The 22,498-nt window shown below is 64.6% G+C and carries 20 protein-coding genes; 11 read left to right on the top strand and 9 right to left on the bottom strand.

Annotated features, from left to right (window positions below):
• Positions 1 to 110 precede the first annotated feature (110 nt).
• Entirely contained in the window at positions 111 to 1,925 is a 1,815-nt protein-coding gene (locus DY926_RS08250; protein ID WP_116702925.1) for a tetratricopeptide repeat protein, read from the top strand.
• On the top strand, positions 1,925 to 2,851 hold the full coding sequence (locus DY926_RS08245; RefSeq protein WP_116702924.1) for a 4-(cytidine 5'-diphospho)-2-C-methyl-D-erythritol kinase: 927 nt from the start codon (positions 1,925 to 1,927) through the stop codon (positions 2,849 to 2,851). Before DY926_RS08250 ends, DY926_RS08245 begins: the two co-directional genes overlap by 1 nt.
• Before the next feature lie 39 nt (positions 2,852 to 2,890).
• On the opposite strand, the gene DY926_RS08240 is transcribed toward DY926_RS08245, so the two are convergent.
• Positions 2,891 to 3,877 carry an SDR family oxidoreductase gene (locus DY926_RS08240; protein WP_116702923.1) on the bottom strand — a complete coding sequence of 329 codons (987 nt, stop codon included), beginning with the start codon at positions 3,875 to 3,877 and terminating at the stop codon, positions 2,891 to 2,893.
• A 143-nt stretch (positions 3,878 to 4,020) separates the two neighbouring features.
• A complete protein-coding gene (locus DY926_RS08235; protein ID WP_116702922.1) occupies positions 4,021 to 4,599 on the bottom strand; it encodes a YqaA family protein in 579 nt (192 codons plus the stop codon).
• A 75-nt stretch (positions 4,600 to 4,674) separates the two neighbouring features.
• Here DY926_RS08235 and DY926_RS08230 point away from each other — a divergent pair, with 75 nt between their 5' ends.
• On the top strand, positions 4,675 to 5,460 hold the full coding sequence (locus DY926_RS08230) for a hypothetical protein (protein WP_148707750.1): 786 nt from the start codon (positions 4,675 to 4,677) through the stop codon (positions 5,458 to 5,460).
• Between the two features lie 198 nt (positions 5,461 to 5,658).
• On the opposite strand, the gene DY926_RS08225 is transcribed toward DY926_RS08230, so the two are convergent.
• The 3 genes from DY926_RS08225 to DY926_RS08215 form a co-directional block, all read right to left on the bottom strand.
• Complete coding sequence (locus DY926_RS08225) at positions 5,659 to 7,230, bottom strand: ATP-binding protein (protein ID WP_116702920.1); 1,572 nt, start codon at positions 7,228 to 7,230, stop codon at positions 5,659 to 5,661.
• An 8-nt stretch (positions 7,231 to 7,238) separates the two neighbouring features.
• A complete protein-coding gene (locus tag DY926_RS08220) occupies positions 7,239 to 7,958 on the bottom strand; it encodes a response regulator (protein ID WP_116702919.1) in 720 nt (239 codons plus the stop codon).
• Between the two features lie 67 nt (positions 7,959 to 8,025).
• Positions 8,026 to 9,048 (bottom strand): cysteine synthase A, encoded by a 1,023-nt coding sequence (locus DY926_RS08215; RefSeq protein WP_116702918.1) that lies wholly within the window; start codon positions 9,046 to 9,048, stop codon positions 8,026 to 8,028.
• A gap of 151 nt (positions 9,049 to 9,199) precedes the next feature.
• Here DY926_RS08215 and DY926_RS08210 point away from each other — a divergent pair, with 151 nt between their 5' ends.
• Positions 9,200 to 9,610, top strand: a complete 411-nt coding sequence (locus DY926_RS08210; RefSeq protein ID WP_116702917.1) for a rhodanese-like domain-containing protein — start codon at positions 9,200 to 9,202, stop codon at positions 9,608 to 9,610.
• Positions 9,611 to 9,617: 7 nt separating this feature from the next.
• Here the strand turns inward: DY926_RS08210 and DY926_RS08205 are convergent, their stop codons facing one another.
• Positions 9,618 to 10,505, bottom strand: a complete 888-nt coding sequence (locus DY926_RS08205) for a DUF2272 domain-containing protein (RefSeq protein WP_116702916.1) — start codon at positions 10,503 to 10,505, stop codon at positions 9,618 to 9,620.
• 198 nt (positions 10,506 to 10,703) lie between these two features.
• Here DY926_RS08205 and DY926_RS08200 point away from each other — a divergent pair, with 198 nt between their 5' ends.
• Complete coding sequence (locus DY926_RS08200) at positions 10,704 to 11,702, top strand: aldo/keto reductase (RefSeq protein ID WP_116702915.1); 999 nt, start codon at positions 10,704 to 10,706, stop codon at positions 11,700 to 11,702.
• Positions 11,703 to 11,754: 52 nt separating this feature from the next.
• On the opposite strand, the gene DY926_RS08195 is transcribed toward DY926_RS08200, so the two are convergent.
• Both DY926_RS08195 and DY926_RS08190 read right to left on the bottom strand, forming a co-directional pair.
• Complete coding sequence (locus DY926_RS08195) at positions 11,755 to 12,120, bottom strand: hypothetical protein (RefSeq protein ID WP_116702934.1); 366 nt, start codon at positions 12,118 to 12,120, stop codon at positions 11,755 to 11,757.
• An 86-nt stretch (positions 12,121 to 12,206) separates the two neighbouring features.
• A complete protein-coding gene (locus tag DY926_RS08190) occupies positions 12,207 to 13,955 on the bottom strand; it encodes a Na+/H+ antiporter (RefSeq protein ID WP_116702914.1) in 1,749 nt (582 codons plus the stop codon).
• A gap of 283 nt (positions 13,956 to 14,238) precedes the next feature.
• Here DY926_RS08190 and DY926_RS08185 point away from each other — a divergent pair, with 283 nt between their 5' ends.
• Together DY926_RS08185 and DY926_RS08180 are read left to right on the top strand one after the other, a co-directional pair.
• Entirely contained in the window at positions 14,239 to 15,165 is a 927-nt protein-coding gene (locus DY926_RS08185; protein WP_116702913.1) for a DnaJ C-terminal domain-containing protein, read from the top strand.
• Positions 15,162 to 15,506 (top strand): chaperone modulator CbpM, encoded by a 345-nt coding sequence (locus tag DY926_RS08180; protein WP_116702912.1) that lies wholly within the window; start codon positions 15,162 to 15,164, stop codon positions 15,504 to 15,506. The genes DY926_RS08185 and DY926_RS08180 overlap by 4 nt, the downstream gene beginning before the upstream one ends.
• A 63-nt stretch (positions 15,507 to 15,569) precedes the next feature.
• On the opposite strand, the gene DY926_RS08175 is transcribed toward DY926_RS08180, so the two are convergent.
• Positions 15,570 to 15,974, bottom strand: a complete 405-nt coding sequence (locus DY926_RS08175) for a hypothetical protein (RefSeq protein ID WP_116702911.1) — start codon at positions 15,972 to 15,974, stop codon at positions 15,570 to 15,572.
• A gap of 231 nt (positions 15,975 to 16,205) precedes the next feature.
• On the opposite strand from DY926_RS08175, the gene budA reads away from it, so the two are divergent.
• The 4 genes from budA (at position 16,206) to DY926_RS08155 (ending at position 22,477) form a co-directional block, all read left to right on the top strand.
• Positions 16,206 to 16,991: an acetolactate decarboxylase gene (gene budA, locus DY926_RS08170; RefSeq protein ID WP_116702910.1), complete on the top strand. Its 786-nt coding sequence runs from the start codon at positions 16,206 to 16,208 to the stop codon at positions 16,989 to 16,991.
• A 74-nt stretch (positions 16,992 to 17,065) separates the two neighbouring features.
• Positions 17,066 to 18,757, top strand: coding sequence for an acetolactate synthase AlsS (gene alsS / locus DY926_RS08165; protein ID WP_116702909.1), 1,692 nt, complete (start codon positions 17,066 to 17,068; stop codon positions 18,755 to 18,757).
• Positions 18,758 to 18,931: 174 nt separating this feature from the next.
• Positions 18,932 to 20,665: a D-lactate dehydrogenase gene (dld, locus tag DY926_RS08160; RefSeq protein WP_116702908.1), complete on the top strand. Its 1,734-nt coding sequence runs from the start codon at positions 18,932 to 18,934 to the stop codon at positions 20,663 to 20,665.
• Positions 20,666 to 20,782: 117 nt separating this feature from the next.
• A complete protein-coding gene (locus DY926_RS08155; protein ID WP_116702907.1) occupies positions 20,783 to 22,477 on the top strand; it encodes an alpha-keto acid decarboxylase family protein in 1,695 nt (564 codons plus the stop codon).
• Positions 22,478 to 22,498 lie beyond the last annotated feature (21 nt).

The following is a 22,498-nucleotide window of genomic DNA, read 5'->3' as shown; positions in this document are numbered from 1 at the left end:
CCGACACAGGTAATGCAGGCGCGCGCCATCCTGCCCCCCGGCGCGGGATTTGGCAGCGGACGCCGCACGCGGTAGATTCTGGCGTCATGCTCTTACCTCGTCTGTCACGCATGGTCGTGGCCTCCCTTGTTGTACCGCTCCTGGCCGGGTTTCCCAACCGGGAAATGCGGGCCGCCACGCTGGATGACGCCATCATGCAGGCCGGGCGGCAGGATCTGGCCACCAACCTGCTTGTCGGCAGTGTTGCCGCCACCGAAGGCGACAACGCCGAAGCCGCGCGTGCGTTCAGCACCGCAGCGCGGCTGGCCCCCGGTTTTCGCCTGTTCAGTGAACGGGCGTTTTTCTACAGCATCATGGCCGGCAGCCCCGAGGCGGTCGCCCTGGCCCCGGACCAGCCCGCCGGGGTCATGCCGGAGCTGGTCATGGGCAATGCTGCCGCCCTTGCGGGCCGGTGGGATGAAGCGGCGACCCATTACCTCAACGCCCCGTCCGACCAGATCATGAACCTGCTGCGCCCGCTGCTGCGCGCATGGGCATTGCAGGGCGCGGGCAGGACGGATGAGGCCCTGGCTACGCTGGAACCCGCGCGCATGGATCATGCGCTGGGGGGCTATTACACACTGCATGCCGCCCTGATCGCCCAGCTTGGCGGCCAGCAGATGCGCGCGGATGTGCTGTTCCGTCAGTCCACCAGCATGTCCGGTGGCGACCTGTTCACCACGCTGGTCCTGGCGCACTGGCTCATCGCACAGGGGCAGGAAGCACAGGCGCAGGCCCTGATCAATGAGCGTATCGCCGCCATGCCGGTGCTGGACGTGGCAAGGCCGGGCATCATGGCCATGGTGCGGCGCCCGGTTGTCACCCACGCGGCGCAGGGGCTGGCGCAGGCCTACGGGCTGGTGGCGCTGCTGATCGACCAGCAGCTTTATGCCCATGACGGCGGGGATGACGAACGCCAGCCCGATGCCGCACAGGAAATCGGCACCCTGCGCGGGACCGAGCAGATGATGCTGCGCATGGCGCTCGTGCTGGACCCGGCGGATTCCGAGGCGCGGCTCCTGCTCTCCTCCATGCTGCATGTGCGCAAGCAGGACCGGCTGGCGCGTGAGGCGCTGGACGGCGCACCGGCGGATGACCCGCTTCAGCCGGTTTACCGGACCGAGCAGGCTGACCTGGATGTCATGATGGGCAACCGGGAACAGGCGGCGCGTGAACTGCGCGACCTGCTGCAGCAGGCCCCTGAAAACCGGATGCTGTGGAGCAGCCTGGGCGATGCCCTGCTGGACCAGCAGAAATGGCCCGAGGCGCTGGACGCCTACCAGCACGCCACGGCCCTGGTACCGCACCGGCTGGAAGGTGACGACTGGCGGCTGCTTTTCGGGCAGGCCATAGCGCAGGAGCGCCAGAACCACTGGCCGCAGGCGCGCGCGCTGCTCCAGCAGGCACTCCAGCTTTCCCCCAACGAGCCGGAACTTCTGAACTACCTTGGCTATTCCATGGTTGAGCATGGCGAGAACCCGGCCATGGCGGAAAGCTACCTGCGCCGCGCGCTGGCGCTGGCCCCGTCCGACAACCAGATTCGTGATAGTGTCGGCTGGGTGCTCATGCGGCTGGGCCATGTGGCGGAGGGGCTGCCCCTGCTGGAACAGGCGGTTGAACAGATGCCGCAGGACCCGGCCATCAACTACCACCTTGGTGTGGCTTACTGGATGGCGGGCCGCAGGCTGGAAGCGGTGAATGAATGGCAGAACGCCATCCAGTTCCAGCCGGACCCGCTGGACCGCCGCAAGATTACCGCGGCCCTTGATTACGCCCGGTTGTGGAAGGGCGGCAATGTCGCCCCCGCAAAGGCCATTCCGGCGGACCTCAAGCCCGTCACCACGCCCGCCCCCGCATCATCTCCCGCTAATGGAACCCGTCACTGATGTCCTCCCTGCACGAACTGGCCCATGCAAAGATCAACCTGTACCTGCATGTCACCGGGCGGCGGGAAGATGGCTATCACCTGCTGGACAGCCTTGCGGTATTTGCCGGTGCGGCGGATGAACTGCGCCTGACCCGGGATGCCGGGCTGGGGGGAGAGGTGAAACTGCGGATCGAGGGTACGTTTGCCCCCGGCCTGCAGGATGACCAGGCGGATAACCTGATCGTGCGCGCGGGCAGGCTGCTGCGTGAGCATGTGGGGGCTGATGCGGCGGCACGGCTGCCAGATGTCGGGATCGTGCTGCGCAAGGAACTGCCGGTGGCGTCGGGCATTGGCGGTGGCTCGGCCGATGCGGCGGCGGCACTACGCCTGCTGATGGATGTGTGGAACCTGTCCATCCCGCATGACCGGTTCATGGCGCTTGCGACCCGCCTGGGGGCGGATGTTCCGGTCTGCGTGGCGCAGCGTGCCGCCCGGATGGAAGGCATTGGCGAGGAACTGTCCGATGCGCCCGGCCTGCCGCCATGCGGGATGATGCTGGTCAATTGCGGGCAGAGTGTCTCGACCCCGCAGGTGTTTAGGGCCCGCAGCCCCGTCTTCACGCCGCGCGCGGACCTGCCTGCCCGGTGGGATACGCTGGCCGACATGGTGCGTGACCTTTCGGCCCAGACCAATGACCTGGAGGCAGCGGCCTGCGCCATCTGCCCGGAAATAGCGGATGTGCTGGCCGCCCTGCGCAATGCGCCGGGTTGCCGCCTTGCGCGCATGAGCGGGTCAGGCGCGACCTGCTTCGCGCTGTTTGATAGCCCCGCCGCCGCACAGGCCGCGCAGGCGGCTGTCAGGCAGGGTAAATGGTGGGTATGGGCGGGCGACCTGTACCGTGGCGGCGCGCGTCAGGCCTCGGCTGCCGCCCCGCTTCATGCCTGATGGCGCTTTGCGCCATCAGGACATCAGGGAAACCGGCCTTCAGCCCCGCCTGCGGCGCAGCGCGAACAGCAGCATCCCCAGCACGCCCGCCACCGTGGCGAACTGCGCGTGGCGGCTGGTCAGCAGCGGCGGCATGCCCTTGCGGGTCACCATGTCAAAACGGCCATGGGCGGCGTAGGCACCCGGCACGGTTTCAAACAGGTCATCGGGTTCATCGCCCGTAACCGGGGTTTTTTCCATCTGTCTGGCATAGCCCTTGCCCGCCAGCCAGCGGTCCGACAGGCCGGGCAGGAAGGTGGCCAGAAGCCAGTTGCGCATGCCTGACAGCCCGACCCAGATGTCACGCTCTCGCCCGAAGGCTGCGCGGCAGATGGCCTCGGCCGCGATTTCGGGTTCATAGACCGGCCCCATCGGCTTGAGGTGCTTGCCGGTATGATTCCGCGTCCATGAAAAATGCGGTGTGTTGATGGCGGGCAGGTGGACCAGCGCGATATGGATGCGGTCCCCATCATGCAGGATTTCGGGGCGCAGGCTTTCAGAAAAGGCGCGGATGGCGGCGCGTGCCCCGTTTTCCACTGCCTGGAGCGGCGGCGGACGCTGGCTTGCCAGCCGGTCGAGGTTGACGATGGTGCCATGCCCGCGCCGCCGCATGCGGTTCAGCGCCGCGCGCGTGCCGTTGACGGTGCCCAGATAGGTTACTTCCGTCGCGCGTCGGATTTCGGCGGGGTCAAGGGCCGCGACCTGCCCGGTAACACTTGCCCCCGCGCAGTTGATCCACAGGGTAATGGGGCCGAGCTGTTCCTCGATCTCCTCGGCAGCCTGTTCGACGGCCGCCGCATCAGCCACGTCGGCGTAGGCGATATGGGTGCGGATGTTGAGTTCACGCAGTTCGGCCGCCGCGTCACCCAGCCGGTCGCGGTTACGGCCGATCAGGGCGACATCGCACCCCGCACGCGCCAGCGTGCGCGCTGTGGCGCGGCCGATCCCCGCGCCCGCTCCGGTAATGACAGCAACCTGCTGCGGCATGAACTATGCTCCCCACGAGTGGATGGATGCCCGCACGGCGCGCGTTACCGGCCCGGGCGGGATGAATGACGATGCACGGACCCTATCACGGCCTGCCGGGGCCGAACACTGCCACCGGGGCAGGCAAGCCCTGTTGATGGCGCTCAGATATATTTCAGCGCCACCACGCCCCCCAGCAGCGCCACCGCGAACATGAGCGCGACCAGCGGCAGCCTGTGTTCGATAAAGCCCTGTATGGGCGCGCCAAAGCGGCGCAGCAGGGCCGCAAGCAGGAAAAACCGCGCCCCGCGTGTTACCGCGCAGGCCAGCAGGAAGGGCAGAAGCGCAAAATGCGCGGCCCCGCTGGCGATGGTGACGAATTTGAACGGGATGGGGGTCAGCCCCTTGAACAGCACGATCCACACCCCCCATTCACGGAAACGGTCCTGCAGGGCATGCAATGTGTTTTCGGCATGATAGAAGCGCGCGATGGGTATGGCGGCATAATCCAGCAGGAACGCGCCGATGGTCCACCCCAACACGGCCCCGCACACGCTTGCCACTGTGCAGATGGCCGCCAGCCGGAACGCATGTTCGCGCCGGGCCAGCACCATGGGCACCAGCATGATGTCGGGCGGCAGCGGGAAGAAGCTGGCCTCGGCAAAGGAGATGACTGCCAGCCAGATGGCGGCATGCGGGCTGGCGGCCAGCGCAATGATGCGGGCGTACAGGCGGTTAAGCATTATCGGGCAATGCCAGCGTCCCCAGTCCGGGGCAAGAGGTTATTGGAACCCGTGGGTCCGGGTTCCTGACGGGATATGAACGGGCCAGAAGCGCAATGGCTCCGCGTGCATGACGAATATGGCATTATTTATTTCGTACCCGAATCTCAGGCGGCATGCGCGCGGCCTCTCCATCCCCTGTCCGGGCATGGTGGAAATGACGGCCGGAAGGCCGGTCCAGCCATGACGTATCTTGATGGAGAGGCCCGTTATCAGGCCATTGCCCGGTGTATGAGAGGTCTGATAATGCACTTCTCAGGAGGTGATTTCATGAATGATGATCCACAACACATTATTATTCCGATTTTTTACAATCATCGTGGGACAATTATCTTCCGGGACCGGCCGGTTAAGGTAAAACCCAAGCCCACGAAAATGCAGAGCCTCCTTGGCCTGATCAATCCCAAGGCTCTCCCGCAGGAGCAGAAGGTCTATCGGGATTATTTTTATTACGCGTTTGAATTCAATCCAAGAAAACAGAAACTCATGAATGTCCTCATGGGAAGTATTTTTGATTACCTCCATTCCCGTGGCGTGACGTTCAACTATCCCGGTGTCGATCAGGACTCGGTGGCCGAATACTGGGTGGGCAGGCGGCGCTATCATGTCGTTGCCGTCATGGCCGATGTGCGTAACAAATTTCTGTGTGCCTATGGCTATCTCGACCCGGAAACACAGGCCTTCATCGAGGACGATAACGAGACACGTTCGCATGCCAAGACAAAGGCCCCTTCCTTCTCCATCGCGAAGGTGAAGGAGATGATCCGGCAGGATCAGATTGACGACACCCACCTCCGCCTGAAATCACTACTGCCGACCTGATCGACCAATTTCATAAAACCCGTATCTGAACGACAGCTTCGATCATCTGATTTCATGAAGAAAATACAGAACAGGCCCCCCTCGGTCAGGAACTGATGACGGACATCTCCTGCATCCCTGCTGTTCTGCACTACCCTGCCTTCACTTGCGTTTTTCCTGCCGTGGCCGATCCCTCCCGGCCCCGGTGGCGTTGTCTCCCTAACAGATCAGGGTAACGGTCACGCGCAGACCGTGCGGCTGCCGGTTGGTCAGCCGGATATCCCCGCCCAGCCCCCATATGATGTTGCGCGAAATGGACAGTCCCAGCCCGGTGCCCCCGGTTTCACGGTTGCGGCTCTGCTCGGCGCGGACAAAGGGGTCGAACATCCGCTCCAGATCCTCGGCTGGCAGGCCGGGGCCGTCATCCTCGATCAGGAGGGTGATCACATCCTCCCCCTGATCCCCGCCGGTGCCGTGATGGGGCGGGTTCAGTGTAATCCGCACGCCACCGCCATATTTTATGGCGTTCGTCACCAGGTTGTTCAGCGCGCGCTTGAGTGCGACGGGCCGGGTGCGGATATGGGTGTCGGGTGTCTCGGCATGAATGAAGGTGATCCGGTCCGCGGATTCGGGGTATGTCTCGGCCGCTTCATCCGCAATGGTCTGGAGCAGGGCGGTCAGGTTGACCTGACCCATCGGTTCGCGCTGTGCCGCGTCGCGACCAAAGGCCAGCGTTGCCGCCACCATGGCCTCAAGCTCGTCGAGGTCAGCGAGCATCTTGGTCCGCATTTCCCCGTCTTCAATGAATTCGGCCCGCAGCTTCAGCCGCGTGATGGGGGTGCGCAGGTCATGGCCGATGGCGGTCAGCATGAGCGTGCGGTCCATGAGATAGCGGCGGATGCGGTGCGCCATGGTGTTGAAGGCATGGGCGGCGCGCGCCACCTCCAGCGGCCCATCCTCGGGCATGGGGGGCGCGTTGACGTTGCGGCCCAGTTCCTCGGCGGCGGCGGCCAGCGTGCTGACCGGCGCGATCAGCCTGCGTACCCCCCACAGGATCAGCAGCCCGCCCGTGAGTGTCATGATCAGGAACGCGATGGGGAAGGTGGGCGAACGGAACAGGCTGGGGCGGGGCGTTACGTAATGGATGGTGACCCACCGCCGCTCGTCAGGCAGCAGGAAGGCGACGGTGCGCCTGCGCCCCATGCCCGGCGAGATCATGACCTGTTCGGGGCGGAGCGACTGCGGCAGCGGGCCCATGCCGGGGTCGCCTTCGCCCGGTCCGTCTGGCCCTCCCGGTCCCCCAGGCCCATCAGGGCCGAAGGGGTGGTGGTGATGTCCCTGATCGAAGGGCGGCGGCCCCATGTCATCGGGCGGCATCCAGCCGCCCGGCCGGTGCATGTGGTGCGGCGGGGGCGGCATGACCAGACCGTTGACCATGTCCGGCTCCGGGCCGGGGGTAAGGGTGATGCTGACCCCTTCGGGCAAATGGAGCGACGCCAGTTCCCTCGCCCGGTCGGAGGGGGCGGTTTCCACAATGGCGCGATAATAGGTGAAGACCTTGCTGCGGGCCTGCGCATTGATCATGCGCTGGTCAAAGTCGAAGCGGTCCATGGCGTGGATGGTCAGGCCGATGATCTGGATGATCCCCAGCCCGCCGATCAGCAGCAGCGTGGTCCGCGCCGCAAGGGACTGTGGCAGCAGCCGCCTGCGCCAACGCCGCCACCGGCCGCCGTCAGGCTGCTTTTCCGGCTCGGGCGGGGACAGGAAGGACTGTTGTGGAATATGGGGCATACGCGCGGTCAGGTACGCTCGACCTCCGCGGCGAGGACATAACCACCCCCACGCACGGTCTTTATGAGCTGCGCGTTGCGTCCGTCATCTTCCAGCTTGCGGCGCAGGCGGCTGATCGCCACGTCAATGGCCCGGTCGAACGGGCCTGCCTGCCGCCCGCGCAGCAGGTCGAACAGCATGTCGCGCGTCATGACGCGGTTGGCGCGTTCCAGCAGGGCATGCAGCAGGTCGTACTCACCCCCGGTCAGCGGGACTTCCACATCATCGGGGTTGAGCAGGCGGCGGCGGCCGGTATCGAGCGACCACCCGGCAAAGCGCAGCGTATGGAGCACCGGCACGCTGCGCGGGTCCGGCGTGTCGGAGGTGCGGCGCAGCACGGCGCGGATGCGCGCCAGCAGTTCACGCGGGTTGAAGGGTTTGGGGACGTAATCATCCGCCCCCAGTTCCAGCCCGATGATCCGGTCGGTGTCATCGCCCATGGCGGTCAGCATCACGATCGGCACATTGGCCTGCGTGCGCAGCCAGCGCGAGATGTCCAGCCCGCTCTCACCGGGCAGCATGAGATCGAGGATGACGAGCTGGTAATGCCCCTCCGCCCAGCGGCGGCGGGCCTCCTGCCCGTCACGCGCGGTGGTGACGCGCAGTTCGTTACGTTCGAGAAAGCGCGCCAGCAGGTCACGGATCTCACGGTCATCATCAATGACCAGAATGTGCGGCAGGGGGGTCATGCCGCTATTCTACATCACCACCTCCGCTGCCGCACCAGATGTTTCACTCCGTTGCAATCGCGGCCGTTCAGGCCAGCCAGGACGGCACCGGCAGGTTCTTGCTGCGCAGGAAGGTGGGGTTGAACAGCTTGGACTGGTAGCGCGCGCCGCCATCGCTCAGGATGGTGACGATACGATGCCCCGGTCCCATGGCGCGCGCCACGCGGATGGCGGCCGCGATGTTGATGCCCGTCGAGCCGCCAACCGACAGCCCCTCGTGAATGAGGAGCTTGTAGATCTGCTCCAGCGCTTCGGCATCGGGGATGCGCTCGGCATCATCGAAGTGCAGCCCCTCAAGGTTGCCGGTCACGCGCGACTGGCCGATTCCCTCGGTAACGGATGAGCCGCTTACGGACAGGTCGCCCGACTTCACCCAGCCATACAAGCCCGATCCCTCCGGGTCGGCCAGTACGATGCGCGGGCGCGCCACCCCGGCCTCACGCGCGCAGTCTTCCAGCCCCAGCGTGATCCCGGCCAGCGTGCCGCCCGTGCCGCATGAGCAGGTGAAGGCGTCAATCCGGCCGCCGGTCTGTTCCCATATCTCGGGGGCGGTGGTGTGGCGGTGCCCCTCGCGGTTGGCGGTGTTGTCGAACTGGTTGGCCCAGACGCCGCCCGTCTCCTCGGCCAGGCGGCGCGAGACATGGACATAGTTGCCCGGATCACGGAACGGCTTGGCGGGCACGAGGCGCAGGTCCGCACCGATCATGCGCAGGAAGTCGATCTTTTCCTGGCTCTGGGTTTCCGGCATGACAATGATCGAGCGGTAGCCACGCGCATTGGCCACCAGCGTCAGCCCGATGCCGGTATTGCCCGCCGTGCCTTCCACGATCGTGCCGCCGGGCCTGAGCGTGCCGCGGCGCTCGGCATCGTTGATGATGGCCAGCGCCGCGCGGTCCTTGACCGAACCGCCGGGGTTCATGAATTCCGCCTTGCCGTAGATATCGCATCCTGTCGCTTCCGATGCCTGCCGCAGGCGGATCAGCGGCGTATGGCCGATGGCGGCCGGCATGTCGGGGGCGAGGGGCAAGACGGGATTTGCACTTTTGGCCATAAGGCAGCACCTTCACTGGTCTGGATAATACGATGCGGCACGGCGGGCGCCATCATGGCCATGCCGTGCGTATTTCATTCCTTACTATCAGGAATGGCGGTGACTTGGCATATCCCTCAGGACAGGTTTTGCCGCTGAAAGGAAAACGGTAATGATTGAAGATATTTCACCCCTCGCCACATGGGAAGCCGTGCAGGGTGACCCTGATACCTATCTGGTTGACGTGCGCACGCCCATGGAATGGAAGGGTGTGGGTGTGCCCGACCTGTCCGGCGTGGGCAGGGAACTGGTGTGTGATAGCTGGCAACTGCCCCCGGTGGGGCTGGTCAATCCCGACTTCATCGCAACGCTGGAAAAGGCGGGGATCGGCAAGACGGCGCGCATCTACTTCATCTGCCGTTCCGGCGCGCGCAGCATGGCGGCCGCCCATGCGGCGTATGAGGCCGGTTACCACAATGTGTACAACGTGGCCGATGGATTCGAGGGGCCGGAAGACGCCACCGGCCGCCGTGGCCGCCTGGCGGGCTGGCAGGCTTCCGAACTGCCCTGGAAGCAGGGCTGATACGGCCCTACTGGCTGGTTACGGGTTCGCGATCGGCATCATAGCGGACCTGTAGCACCACGCACCACGGGTAGCGCGGGTCAAGGCTGTTGCCCCTGCGGTCGGTCAGGCGGCCATCGGGGCCGGTCGGCACATGGGTCAGGGCAACCGCATCATCTATGTTGCCGCCGATGATGCTGAGCTGGTGGCCAAAGGGCGCATCCTCCTGCCCGGTGGCGACCACGATGCCGCAATGGGCGGGAAAGCCCTGCGGGGTTGGCAGGTCACGAAAGCGCACGGACTTGCTGGCTCCGCGCCCCACGCAGATCAGGTCGCCCTGTTTGGGGGCGTAATGGGCGGGGTTGCGTGCCCGGACTCCCTTTTCCTGCCCCGATGCGGCGGCGTTGATGTAGGTCGCGTGGTTGGGGGAGTAGGCAAAGCGGTCATTCGCCCCCGCCACCCGCATCACATAGGAAATGAAGGCCGCCGACCACGCATAAAGCCCGTCATGCGCGAAATCGGTTATGTGTCCGTCGGCATCATGCTTTCCATCCCATGAGGCCTCGGTCTCCTCGGGGTCCTGCCCGATCCACCAGTATTCCCCCACGCGCTGCCACAGGCCGGGCGTGCGCTCGGGCTTGACGGCGGGCGTGGTGGGTTCGGGGCGCAGCAGCGGGTCATCATCATTGACCGGCTGGCCGAACAGACGCCATTCGCGCAGCGCGATGGCCACCACGTCCTGCCGGGTAAAAGGTTCGTAACCACGGGTGGCAAAATCGGGCACATGCGTATTCACCACCAGCGGCCCGGCACCCGTGGCGTATTGCGCGGCGGGTGTCATGGCGCGGTGGGTGTGGCTGTCGGGGGCGCAGGCCGCAAGGCAGGCCAGGGGGGCGAGAAAGGCTATCTTGCGCAAGATCGGCACTCCGTTGCGGGCAGCGTCTTCCCTCCATACGGTGCCAGCCAGCCCGACGGAAGGGCTGCCCGTGCAAAAAGGTGGCGCTCACCACTCCATGCGTGGGGGGAGGGTAACATGCGCGGGCATGCTGTGGCACAGTCACGCCCGCGGTGGAGATATCCGCCATGACCAATGTAAAGACAGGGAGAAGACTTCATGACGGCAACGTCTGTGATGGAAACCACCACCATCCGTGGGCTGAAACATCCTGTATCGCGCATTGCCCTTGGCACGTGGGCCATTGGTGGCTGGATGTGGGGCGGCCCGGATGACAGGCAGGCCATCGCCACCATCCATGAAGCGGTTGAACTGGGCATCACGCTGGTTGATACCGCGCCGGTTTACGGCTTCGGCCATTCGGAGGAAATCGTGGGCCAGGCCCTTGCCGGGCGGCGCGACAGGGTGGCGATCGCAACCAAGGTCGGCCTTGACTGGAAGGATGACCACAAGCCGTTCCGCAATACGTCGGCCGCGCGCATCCGCAAGGAAATCGAGGATTCGCTGCGCCGCCTGCGCACCGACTACATCGACCTGTACCAGGTGCACTGGCCCGATTCCGCCGTGCCGATGGAGGAAACCGCCCGCACCCTCGAGGATCTGGTGCGTGAGGGCAAGGTGCTTGCCCTTGGTGTCAGCAACTTCACCGTGGAGCAGATGGATGCGTTCCGCGCGTTCGCGCCGCTTAGCGCCGTGCAGCCGCCCTACAACCTGTTCGAGCGCGAGATGGAGCGCGACATCCTGCCCTATGCCCGCCAGCATGACCTGACCATTCTGGCCTACGGGCCGCTGTGCCGTGGCCTGCTGTCGGGCAAGATGACGGCGCAGACGGAATTCGGCGCTGATGACCTGCGCAGCGCCGACCCCAAGTTCCAGTCGCCGCGTTTTGCCCAGTATCTGGAGGCCGTGCGCCAGTTGCAGGACTTCGCGCGTGAGCAGCATGGCAAGTCGCTTCTGGCGCTGGCCATCCGCTGGGTGCTGGATCAGGGGCCGACCATCGCGCTGTGGGGCGCGCGCCGCCCGGACCAGATCGCGGCGGTGGCGGATGCCTGTGGCTGGCATCTGAGCGCTGATGACCTGCGTGAGATCGATACGATCCTGAAGACCTGCATCAAGGACCCGGTGGGCCCGGAATTCATGGCGCCTCCGGGGCGCTGATCCCCTTCCGGCGGGAACACGCCCGGCGCTCAGGCGCCGGGCGTGTCCATGATTACTGTTCGATGCGGCCGCCCACGTTACTTTCGTAATGGGCTTTCCACGCGCCGGCCTCGACCATGCAGACGGCGAAATATTTCTTGTGGCTGCTGCCCGCCGCGACCTGCGTGCTGCTGCCGCTGCCATTGTACAGCGCGCCGATGGAGGACTGTGTCTCGCACCGCTGTATGGCGGAGATGTAGCGCGGGTCCTTCTTGTCGTACGCGGGTTCGTAGTTGCGGATGTAACCGTAGGGCGAATTGGTATGGGGGTGGCGCTGGTGCAGTTCGATATGGTGCGAACGCGCATGGGCGCATGACACCACCATGGCAAGGCCCATGCCAAGGCACAGCCCGGCGGGCAGGGCGCGGATGAAAGGCATGAAGGCTGTATCTCCCGTCATTGTCATGGTGGCGTGGCTGTGAGGTGCCGTACGGGGCGCGATCATAGCGCAGCCATGGGGTTCTGTCAGGCTGGCCGCTCCGTGGGTGTGGGGCTGGCAAGCGGTGCTGTGGCGGGCAGGCTGTCGGGGCGGGGCAGGGAACGGGCCTCGATCTGGAGTTCCTGCTCGATGAAATCAAGCTCCTGGTTGATGGTCCATTCGGTCTCGTCATTGATGTGTTTCTGCACCACGCGCATGTGCAGGCGTTCGCGCATGTGCCGGATGATCCGGAAGCGCAGCGCCAGTTCGGCGCGTTTTTCACGTATGGCGGTGGCGCGGATGCTGGCCTCGGCAGCGCGTGAATTGTCCAGCCTGCGCACGGTGTCCTGATATTCGTGCAGGAGGCGGCCCACGGCTTCCTGCTTCAGGTCCACCAGTTCGTCACTGCCGGGGCTGGCATCCAGTTCCCGCTGGGCCAGCGCCGTCTGTTCGGCATGCAGCGTCTGGATGGCGACCTGCGCCAGTTCAATGCGCATCATGTCCAGTTCATGCAGGGTGGGGTCGTTTTCGTCCGCGCTCATGCCGTGCAGCAGCGGCGGGATGGCGAGGCTGGCCAGCAGCAGCGAACAGATGATGACCCCGGCCGCCAGCGTAACCAGCAGGTCACGGCCGGGAAAGCCGGGTCCGGCCGCCGTGACCACCGGCAGCGACAGCACGGCGGCCAGCGTGATCGCCCCGCGCGTGCCCGCCACGGTCATGAGCAGCACGGTGCGGGCGGAGGGCACGACCGTCTTGCGGTGGCGGAAATGCGCGAACAGCCGCCGTGTCGAGATCGAGATCCATATCCACGCAAAACGGATCAGGCTCATCATGACCTGAATCCCGATAATGGCCAGAACCAGGAACCATGGCGGAATCCCGCCCGCCCGCGCGATCTGCGCGCCACCGGTGACCAGATCGGGCAACTGCAGCCCCAGCAGCAGGAAGATCACGGCGTTGAAGGTGAAGTTCACCATGTCCCATACCGTGGTGGCCTTCAGGCGGGTTTCGGTCCGGGCCTCGTTCATCACGCCGGTGAACTTGACGGTCATGCCGCCCGCCACGGCCGCAAGGATGCCCGAGCACTGCATGGCGTCGGCGGTCAGGTAAATGCCGAACGGCAGCATCATGGCCAGCGTGATGTGCGTGGGCGGGTCATCGTAGCCACGCACCAGCAGCATGTGCTCCGCCCGGCAGGCGGCCCATGCGCAGACAATGCCGATCACGATCCCCCCGACCGACATGAAGATGAAGCTGCCCAGCGCCTGCTGGAAGGAAAAAAGCCCCGTCATGGCCGCCGCCACGGCGAATTTGAAGCACACCAGCCCTGATGCGTCGTTCAGCAGTGCTTCCCCATGCAGGATATGCACCACGCGCGCGGGCGCGCGGCCGCCCTCGATCATGCTGCCGACCGATACCGCATCGGTGGGCGACATGACGGCGGCCAGCGCGAAGGCGGCGGGTAGCATGATGGGCGGGATCAGCCAGTGGATGAAATACCCGCACACCAGCGTCGTGAACACCACCAGCCCCAGCGCCATCATGATGATGATGTGGCGCAGCTCCCCGAACTCGCGCATCGGCATGCGGTAGGCATCGGCATAGAGCAGGGGCGGGATGAACAGCAGCAGGAACATGTCCGGATCAAAGCCGATGTTCAGCCCCGCGAGTGCCGCCATGGCCCCCACGCCAATCTGGATCAGCGGCAGGGGCACCGGAATGCGGCCCACGCGTGAGATCAGGCTGCTGATCCCTGTAACAGTCAGTAATGCAAGGGTGATGAAAACGGCATGCATCTGGAACGGGTCTTTTTATATTTCTATTATTCAGACGAAATAATTCATTTTTCTTGAAATGAGAAATACAAAAAATGTTATTCTCAATTCTCTGTTCTGTTATTTTGTCCTGTCAGCCATGCATGGTGGGTAACCCGAAGATTTCCCCGGCGCTTCATTGACCCTTCCCCACGCAATTCCCATTATTAAAAGTAAGAGTGGCCACAAGGCTGTATGATGATGTTCAGGAAACGGCCGTGGCCTGGCCAGGCTGGCATGGTCCTGACAGAGGGGTGATTTTTAAGTGAGCAAGGATCCATACGAAGTACTCGGCGTAGCCCGCACGGCCAGCCAGGATGAGATACGCAAGGCCTACCGCAAGCTGGCAAAGAAGTATCATCCCGACCTCAACCCCGGCGACAAGGTGGCCGAGGAGAATTTCAAGGCCGTGGGCGCCGCCAACGCCCTGCTGTCCGATGAGGCGCAGCGCGCGCGCTTCGACCGTGGCGAGATCGACGCCAGCGGCCAGGAAAAGGGGTACGGGTTTGGCGGCGGCGGTGGCGGCTACCGCGATTACGCCGAAGGGGCGCAGGGCTTCAATTACGGCGGCGGCCAGTTTTCGGAAGATGATCTGGGTGACATTTTCGGCACCATGTTCGGTCAGGGCGGCGGTTTCCGCCGCAGGCCGCAGGGACCGATGAAGGGCGGCGACCGCCAGTACGCCCTGACGGTCAGCTTCCTTGATTCGGTCAATGGCGGCACGTCGCGCATCACCCTGCCCGGTGGGGCCACGCTGGATGTCAAGATTCCGCCCGGCATTACCGACGGGCAGGTCCTGCGCCTGCGCGGCAAGGGTGATCCGGGGCATCAGGGTGGCCCGGCGGGTGATGCACTCATCACCATTACCGTCGCGCCTGACAGCACCTATACCCGTGATGGCAACGACATCCGCATGTCGCTGCCGGTGGACCTGAAAACGGCGGTTCTGGGCGGCAGCATCACCATTCCCACTCCGGCGGGATCGGTCAAGATGAACGTGCCCGCGGGTTCCGACACCGGCAGCGTGCTGCGCCTGCGCGGGCGTGGGGTCAAGGCGCATGGCAAACAGGAAGCGGGCAACCTGTACGTGAAGCTGCAGGTCACCATCGGCAAGGTCGATCCCGCCCTTGAGGAATTCCTGAAGAACTGGACACCCGGCGAGACGGCGAAGCAGGGGGAGGCCAAGGCATGATCACGCTCGAAACCCTGTGCCTGCGCATTGGCAATGTGCCGGCGGAGGACGTGCAGGGCTGGATCGACAGTGAATGGCTGCGGCCCGAAGGCACGCGCGGGCACTACCTGTTCCGCGAGATTGACGAGGCCCGCGCCCGCCTGATCGTGGAACTGCGCGATGACATGGGCATCAATGACGAAGGCGTGCCGGTGGTGCTGTCCCTGCTGGACCAGCTTTACGCCGCCCGCCGCCAGATGCTGCGCCTGCGTGAGGCCATCAGCGTCCCGCGTGAGAACGAACTGCGCGGCAGGCTGCGCGCGCTGCTCAACAGCATGCACGACGCTCACATGCAGGACTGAACGGCCTGCAAGGCCGTGCCCATAACCCCCCGCGCCGGGCCTCCGGCGCGGGGTTTTTTATGCTCAGTCGGCGCGACTGAGCGGCAGGTCCAGCTTCTGGGCCGGTTTTTCGCCCTGCATCTGCAGGTCGGCGCTGTTGGGGGAGACGAGGCGGAACACCGTGCGCGGGTTGTCATCGACCGAACGCAGGGAGGTATCGTCCTGCACCTTCAGCTCGATCGTGCGGCCGGTCAGCCCGGTGATCTTGTTCAGCGCGTCGGGCAGGCGGAGATAAAGCCGCGCCGCCGGGCCAACGGCCTTGTTGGCGGTGATGGTCACGGGCTTGAGGCCCAGCGCCGTCCATGCGCCGGTATAGGCACCGGGGCCATAGGGGGGCTTGGGGTCGGTCTCGTCCGCGCGGGCCACGCCTGCACTGGCGATCATGCCGCCCACGGCCAGCGCGCCAAGCGCCATGGTGAATGATTTCATTACTCTGCCATCCTGATCTTTCTTCACGCGTTACTAATGGCAGGCATGGCGAAAAGGGCAAGGGACGGACTGGCATGCTCCTTCATTCCCATATTTTTTATATATGGAAATAGCCTTGAATATATATTGGACGTACGAAGCGGCATGCCTCACCATTCCCCCGCAATCCCACATGACCACAGGGCATCACGGCTGAAACCGGGCGCCCTTCCATCGCAGGAGACTGAGGCCATGAAGCTGAAATGCTACGCGGTGAACGATATCGACACCCGGTCCAGTGCCGCGGATGCGACGGGCGTGCGCCCCCGCATGAACCGCCTGTACCAGACATCGACCATGGCTGCCCTGCTGGACGCGGTGTACGATGGCGAAACCACGCTTGACGAACTTTTGATGCACGGCAATTTCGGGCTGGGCACCTTCAACGCGCTCGATGGCGAGATGATCGTCAATGACAGCGTGATCCACCAGTTCCGTGCCGACGGGCAGGCCGGCCGCGTGCCGGGCGACCTCAAGACTCCGTTCGCCTGTGTCACCTTCTTCAACCCGGAGAAGGAGTACATGATCGACACCGCGCGCGACAAGGAAGGTTTCGAGGCGATTGTTGACCAGCTCGTCAACAACCCCAACCTGTTCGCCGCCGTGCGCTTCACCGGTCTGTTCGAGCGTGTCGAGACGCGCACCGTGTTCTGCCAGTGCCGTCCCTATCCCCCCATGCTGGACGTGGTCAGCCGCCAGCCGACCATGCAGCTTGGCGCATCGACGGGCACCATGCTGGGCTTCCGCACGCCGGGCTACATGCAGGGCGTGAACGTGGCGGGCTACCACCTGCATTTCCTGACCGAAGACGGACGCCGTGGCGGCCACGTGACCGATTACGCGGTGCTCAAGGGCCGGCTGGAAGTGGGCGTGATCTCGGATGTGGAGATCCAGCTCCCCCGCACGGAACAGTTCGCGCGCGCCAACCTGTCGCCGGAAAACATTCATGAGGCCATTCGCGTGGCCGAGGGCGGCTGAGGGCATCCCTCCCGCCTGAACCAGATGACCGCCCGCGCATGGCCGTGGGTCAACTGCCCAGGAAACCAGACACAATGACTGACAAGACCCAATCGGCCCCGCCACAGTGCGGGGCGGACATGATCGTGCGCAACCTCGTCGCGCATGGTACGACCCACGTGTTCGGCATTCCGGGCGCCAAGGTGGACCGCCTGTTCGATGCGCTGGTCGACTCGCCCATCGAGACGGTCGTGACCCGGCATGAGCAGAACGCGGCTTTCATTGCCGGTGGCATCGGCCGCCTGACGGGTAAGGCGGGTGTGGCCATCGCCACATCCGGCCCCGGCGCGTCCAACTTCGTGACCGGGCTTGCCACCGCCAATTCCGAAGGGGACCCGGTGCTGGCCATTGGCGGCGCGGTGAAGCTTGCGGACCGGCTGAAACTGACCCACCAGAGCATGGACACCGTCTCCCTGTTCCAGCCGGTGACCAAGTACAGCGCGGAAATCACATCCCCCGCCGCCGTGTCCGAGGTCGTGGCCAACGCCCTGCGCTTTGCCGAAAGCGGCCGCCCCGGCGCGGCGTTCGTCAGCACGCCCATGGATATCCTGTCCATGCCCGCCGAAGGGCACGTGCTGGCCGGGCGCAGGCTGCCGGTGCCCGGCGCTGCCCCGGCTGAGGCCGTGGCCGAAGCGCTGAAGCTGGTGCGCAAGGCGCAGCGCCCCGTCATCCTGCTGGGCCTGCTGGCCAGCCGCCCCGATGTGGCCGATGCAGTGCGCGCGCTGGTCGCCACGACCGGCGTGCCGGTAATCGGCACCTATCAGGCTGCGGGCGCGGTATCGCAGGAACTGTCCGACCGCTTTGGCGGCCGGGTGGGGCTGTTCCGCAACCAGCCGGGCGACCAGTTGCTGCATGAGGCCGATCTGGTCATTTCCATCGGCTACAACCCGATCGAGTATGATCCGTGGCTGTGGAATGTCGATAACGCGCGCAAGATCGTGCATGTCGATGTGGTGGCGGCGGAACTCGACACCCATTACGACCCGGCGGTCGAACTGGTGGGCGACATCGCGGCCACCGTGCGGGCACTGGCAGCACAGGCGGGCAAGCTGCCGCGCGCACCCCAGCTTGAGGACATTCTGGCGCAGTACCATGCCACCCGCCTGTCCGCCCTGTCCGGCGCGCGCGGCACGAGCAACGTGGCGGTGCATCCGCTGCAGATCGTGCGCGAGCTTGAGCAGTTCATCACGCCTGATGTCACGATGTGCCTGGACATGGGCACGTTCCATATCTGGCTGGCGCGTTACCTGCTCTCCTTCCGTGCGCGGCAGATGCTGATCAGCAATGGGCAGCAGACCATGGGTGTCGGCCTGCCGTGGGGCATTGCCGCAAGCCTGGTCAACCCGGGGCAGAAGGTCATTTCCATCTCGGGCGATGGCGGGTTCATGATGTCGTGCATGGAGCTGGAAACGGCGGTGCGGCTGAAGTGCAACCTCATCCACATGGTCTGGGTCGATCAGGCCTACAACATGGTCGAGATGCAGGAGAAGAAGAAGTACGGCCGTGGTTCCGGTGTGGAATTCGGGCCGATCGACTTCGCCATGTTCGCCCGTTCGTGCGGGGCGCGTGGCATCGCGGTCCATTCCGCCGATGGCGTGGCGGGCGCACTGCGCGAGGCCATGGAATGTGAAGGCCCGGTGGTGATTTCCGTGCCGGTGGACTACTCGCAGAACCACCTGCTCATGAAGCCGCTGGCCACACTGGGCGAAACGTCAGCCGCCGCATAACTCCCGCCCCGTGACACTCCCACGGGCGGGCTGGCCTGTCCGGGCATGCGACACCGGCATTTTATGCGTAAGTACCCTTGCATCGGACATGCCAGACTGACAGCCATACATTCCCTGCCATGGCCACCCCCGGGCGCGGCCATGGCAGGGACATGGCATTAAGGAAAGCAAAGAATGCTGAATAAGGCACAGGGCACGTCATCACCAGCGGGCGCGGAACTGGTTGCGCAACTGCGCGACATTGTTGGTCACCCCCATATCCTGACCGAAGACGGGGCGACGCTGCCCTACCGGCGCGGCTTCCGCTTCGGGGAAGGGCGGGCACTTGCGGTGGTCATGCCCGGATCGCTGGTTGAACAGTGGCGCGTGCTCCAGGCCTGCGTAAAGGCGGGCGTGATCGTGATCATGCAGGCGGCCAATACGGGGCTGACCGGCGGTTCCACGCCGGACGGCAACAGTTATGACCGTGACATCGTGATCGTGCACAGCATGCGCATGCGCAAGATCCACCTGATCGGGGGCGGCAAGCAGGTCGTGTGCCTGCCGGGTGCCACGCTGGACCAGCTTGAAAACATGCTCAAGCCGATCGGGCGGGAGCCACATTCGGTCATCGGGTCGTCATGCATCGGGGCTTCGGTGTTTGGCGGGGTCAGCAACAATTCGGGTGGCGCGCTGGTGCGGCGTGGCCCGGCCTATACCGACATGGCGCTGTTCGCGCAGGTCTCGGCCACGGGTGAACTGCAGCTTGTCAATCACCTCGGCATCGAACTCGGTTCCGACCCTGAGGAAATCCTCCGGCGCGCGGAGCAGGGCGAATTCCCCGATTCCAGCATCAACTGGCAGGCCGGGCGCGGGCATGATGATGACTATGCCACCCATGTGCGCGACGTGGATGCCGATACCCCGGCCCGCTACAACGCCGACCTGCGCCGCCTGCACGAAGGCGCTGGCTGCGCGGGCAAGCTGGGGCTGTTCGCCGTCCGGCTTGATACGTTCGAGGCGGAAAAGAATCCTGTCGTCTTCTACATCGGCACCAACGGGACCGACGTGCTGGAAGACGTGCGGCGGCACATCCTGTCCTCCTTTTCGGAACTGCCGATCGCGGGTGAATACCTGCATCGTGACGCCTTCAATATCGCCGAGAAATACGGCAAGGACACATTCGTCATCATCCGGCTGATCGGCACCAAGCGCCTGCCCGCCCTGTTTGCGATGAAGAATGCGTTTGACCGGCTGGCGGGGCGGCTGGGTTTCCTGCCAAAGCATTTCAGCGACCGCTGCATGCAGTTGCTCAGCCATTTCTTTCCCCAGCACCTGCCCGCGCGCATGCGTGACTTCCGTGACCGCTTCGAGCACCATCTGATGCTCAAGGTCAGCGCATCCGGGGCGCAGGAAGCGCGCGAGTTCCTGCAGAGCCATTTCGCGACGCATGAGGGCGACTTCTTTGAATGTACCCCCGATGAGGGGTCAAAGGCATTCCTGCACCGCTTTGCCGCCGCCGGTGCGGCCATTCGCTATCGTGACATCCATACCGACACGACCGAGAACATCGTGGCGCTGGACGTGGCCCTGCGGCGCAATGACCGCAACTGGTTCGAGGTACTGCCGCAGGACATCGAGGACGAAATCATCGTCAAGCTGTATTACGGCCATTTCCTGTGCCACGTGATGCATCAGGATTACGTGGTCCGCAAAGGCTATGACTGCATGGCGCTCGAACACCGCATGCTGCCGCTGCTGGACCGGCGCGGCGCGCGCTACCCGGCGGAACATAATTTCGGGCATCTCTACAGCGCGCCGGATGATGTGCTGGCCCATTACCGCCAGCTTGATCCCTGCAACTGTTTCAATCCCGGCATTGGCCAGGCGACCAAGCGCCGGAACTGGGTTGCCGAAAGTGTAGGCTAGGACCACCCGGCCATGCTTTGGGCGGGCTGGCCCGGTCATGGGCCAGCCATTGCCCCCATGGGGAAAAGGAGGGGCGCGCACTGATGCGCCCCCGCACAAGGGAAGGAAGTCTCTATAATGACACATACGGTTGGCCACTATCTTGGCGAACGTCTGGCGCAGATCGGGCTTGCGCACCATTTTGCCGTCGCGGGCGACTACAACCTTGTCCTGCTGGACCAGCTTCTGGAAATCGAGGGCCTGGAACAGGTCTATTGCTGTAACGAACTCAACTGTGGTTTCAGCGCCGAAGGCTATGCCCGCGCCAAGGGGGCCGGGGCCGCGGTTGTCACCTTCAGCGTGGGCGCGCTCTCGGCGCTGAACGCCATTGGCGGGGCCTATGCCGAGAACCTGCCGGTCATCCTGATTTCGGGCGCGCCCAATTCCAACGACCATGGCAGCGGGCATATCCTGCACCACACCATCGGCACGCCGGATTATTCCTACCAGCTTGAAATCGCAAAGCGTCTGACCTGCGCTGCCGTGTCCATCACATCGGCGGAAGAGGCGCCGGTCCTGATCGACCACGCCATCCGTACCGCCCTGCGTGAGAAGAAGCCCGCCTATATCGAGATCGCGTGCAATATCGCCGCCCAGCCCTGCCCGCGTCCCGGCCCGGTTGGCGCGATTCTGGCCGATGTGCCGTCCGATGCCGCGACACTCAGCCAGGCGGTGGATGAACTGGCCGGCTTCATCGCCGCGCGCAAGAAGCCGATGCTGCTGCTGGGCAGCCGCCTGCGCGCCGCCGGGTGCGAGGAAGCGGCCGTGCGCCTGGCCGATGCGCTGGGCTGTGCCGTGGCGACCATGGCGGCGGCCAAGAGCTTCTTCCCCGAGGATCATGCAGGCTATGTCGGCACCTACTGGGGCGATGTGAGCAGCCCCAAGGCGCAGCAGATCTTTGACTGGTCCGATGGCGTGCTGTGCCTTGCCCCGGTCTTCAACGACTACTCCACCGTGGGCTGGACGGCGTGGCCCAAGGGCGACAATGTCGCGCTGCTTGACAGCCACCATATTGCGGCGGGCGGCAGGACGTTTGACGGCATCCACCTGCGCGATGTGCTCGACGCCCTGACCGAGCGGCTGAAAAGCCAGCCGAAAAAGGATGCCACGCTGGTCGAATACCGCCGCGTCCATACCGCCCCGGCGCAGCCTGCGCCTGCCGCCCCCAACGCGCCGCTGGTGCGGGCGGAAATGGCCCGGCAGATCCAGGCCCTGCTGACCGGCAACACCTCCGTCATCGCCGAGACGGGGGATTCATGGTTCAACGCCATGCAGATGAAGCTGCCGCATGGCGCGCGCGTGGAACTGGAAATGCAGTGGGGCCATATCGGCTGGTCCGTTCCCGCCACGTTCGGTTACGCAGTGGGGGCGCCGGAGCGCCGGATCATTGCCATGATCGGTGATGGTTCCTTCCAGCTTACCGCGCAGGAAGTGGCCCAGATGGTGCGGCGGAACCTGCCGGTCATCATCTTCCTGGTCAATAACCGGGGCTACACCATTGAAGTCCAGATTCATGATGGCCCGTACAACAACATCAAGAACTGGGATTACGCCGGCCTCATGAACGTGTTCAATGCCGAGGACGGGCACGGCAAGGGCTTCCGCGCCACCACGGGTGCGGAAATGGAAAAGGCGATTGCCGCTGCCGTTGCGAACACGCAGGGACCGACGCTGATCGAATGTGTGATCGACCGTGACGACTGCACCGCCGACCTGATTTCGTGGGGTCGTCGTGTGGCCACGGCCAATGCCCGCCCGCCCGTGGCGCGCTGAAGCCCGGCGACATTTTTTCGT

Source organism: Komagataeibacter melaceti, assembly GCF_003403295.1.
In the GTDB taxonomy this organism is placed as follows: Bacteria; Pseudomonadota; Alphaproteobacteria; order Acetobacterales; family Acetobacteraceae; genus Komagataeibacter; species Komagataeibacter melaceti.
This window is presented reverse-complemented; position numbering and strand designations above follow the sequence as displayed.

What these genes read in the sequence shown, in the direction of transcription:
- DY926_RS08225 (WP_116702920.1), bottom strand. Translation starts at nt 7,230, where the DNA reads ATGCCCCATATTCCACAACAGTCCTTCCTGTCCCCGCCCGAGCCGGAA.
- alsS (WP_116702909.1), top strand. Translation starts at nt 17,066, where the DNA reads ATGACTGACAAGACCCAATCGGCCCCGCCACAGTGCGGGGCGGACATG.
- DY926_RS08245 (WP_116702924.1), top strand. Translation starts at nt 1,925, where the DNA reads ATGTCCTCCCTGCACGAACTGGCCCATGCAAAGATCAACCTGTACCTG.
- DY926_RS08230 (WP_148707750.1), top strand. Translation starts at nt 4,675, where the DNA reads ATGAACGGGCCAGAAGCGCAATGGCTCCGCGTGCATGACGAATATGGC.
- DY926_RS08180 (WP_116702912.1), top strand. Translation starts at nt 15,162, where the DNA reads ATGATCACGCTCGAAACCCTGTGCCTGCGCATTGGCAATGTGCCGGCG.
- DY926_RS08240 (WP_116702923.1), bottom strand. Translation starts at nt 3,877, where the DNA reads ATGCCGCAGCAGGTTGCTGTCATTACCGGAGCGGGCGCGGGGATCGGC.
- DY926_RS08175 (WP_116702911.1), bottom strand. Translation starts at nt 15,974, where the DNA reads ATGAAATCATTCACCATGGCGCTTGGCGCGCTGGCCGTGGGCGGCATG.
- DY926_RS08200 (WP_116702915.1), top strand. Translation starts at nt 10,704, where the DNA reads ATGACGGCAACGTCTGTGATGGAAACCACCACCATCCGTGGGCTGAAA.
- DY926_RS08250 (WP_116702925.1), top strand. Translation starts at nt 111, where the DNA reads ATGGTCGTGGCCTCCCTTGTTGTACCGCTCCTGGCCGGGTTTCCCAAC.
- DY926_RS08235 (WP_116702922.1), bottom strand. Translation starts at nt 4,599, where the DNA reads ATGCTTAACCGCCTGTACGCCCGCATCATTGCGCTGGCCGCCAGCCCG.
- DY926_RS08195 (WP_116702934.1), bottom strand. Translation starts at nt 12,120, where the DNA reads ATGCCTTTCATCCGCGCCCTGCCCGCCGGGCTGTGCCTTGGCATGGGC.
- DY926_RS08210 (WP_116702917.1), top strand. Translation starts at nt 9,200, where the DNA reads ATGATTGAAGATATTTCACCCCTCGCCACATGGGAAGCCGTGCAGGGT.
- DY926_RS08220 (WP_116702919.1), bottom strand. Translation starts at nt 7,958, where the DNA reads ATGACCCCCCTGCCGCACATTCTGGTCATTGATGATGACCGTGAGATC.
- DY926_RS08155 (WP_116702907.1), top strand. Translation starts at nt 20,783, where the DNA reads ATGACACATACGGTTGGCCACTATCTTGGCGAACGTCTGGCGCAGATC.
- DY926_RS08190 (WP_116702914.1), bottom strand. Translation starts at nt 13,955, where the DNA reads ATGCATGCCGTTTTCATCACCCTTGCATTACTGACTGTTACAGGGATC.
- dld (WP_116702908.1), top strand. Translation starts at nt 18,932, where the DNA reads ATGCTGAATAAGGCACAGGGCACGTCATCACCAGCGGGCGCGGAACTG.
- DY926_RS08215 (WP_116702918.1), bottom strand. Translation starts at nt 9,048, where the DNA reads ATGGCCAAAAGTGCAAATCCCGTCTTGCCCCTCGCCCCCGACATGCCG.
- budA (WP_116702910.1), top strand. Translation starts at nt 16,206, where the DNA reads ATGAAGCTGAAATGCTACGCGGTGAACGATATCGACACCCGGTCCAGT.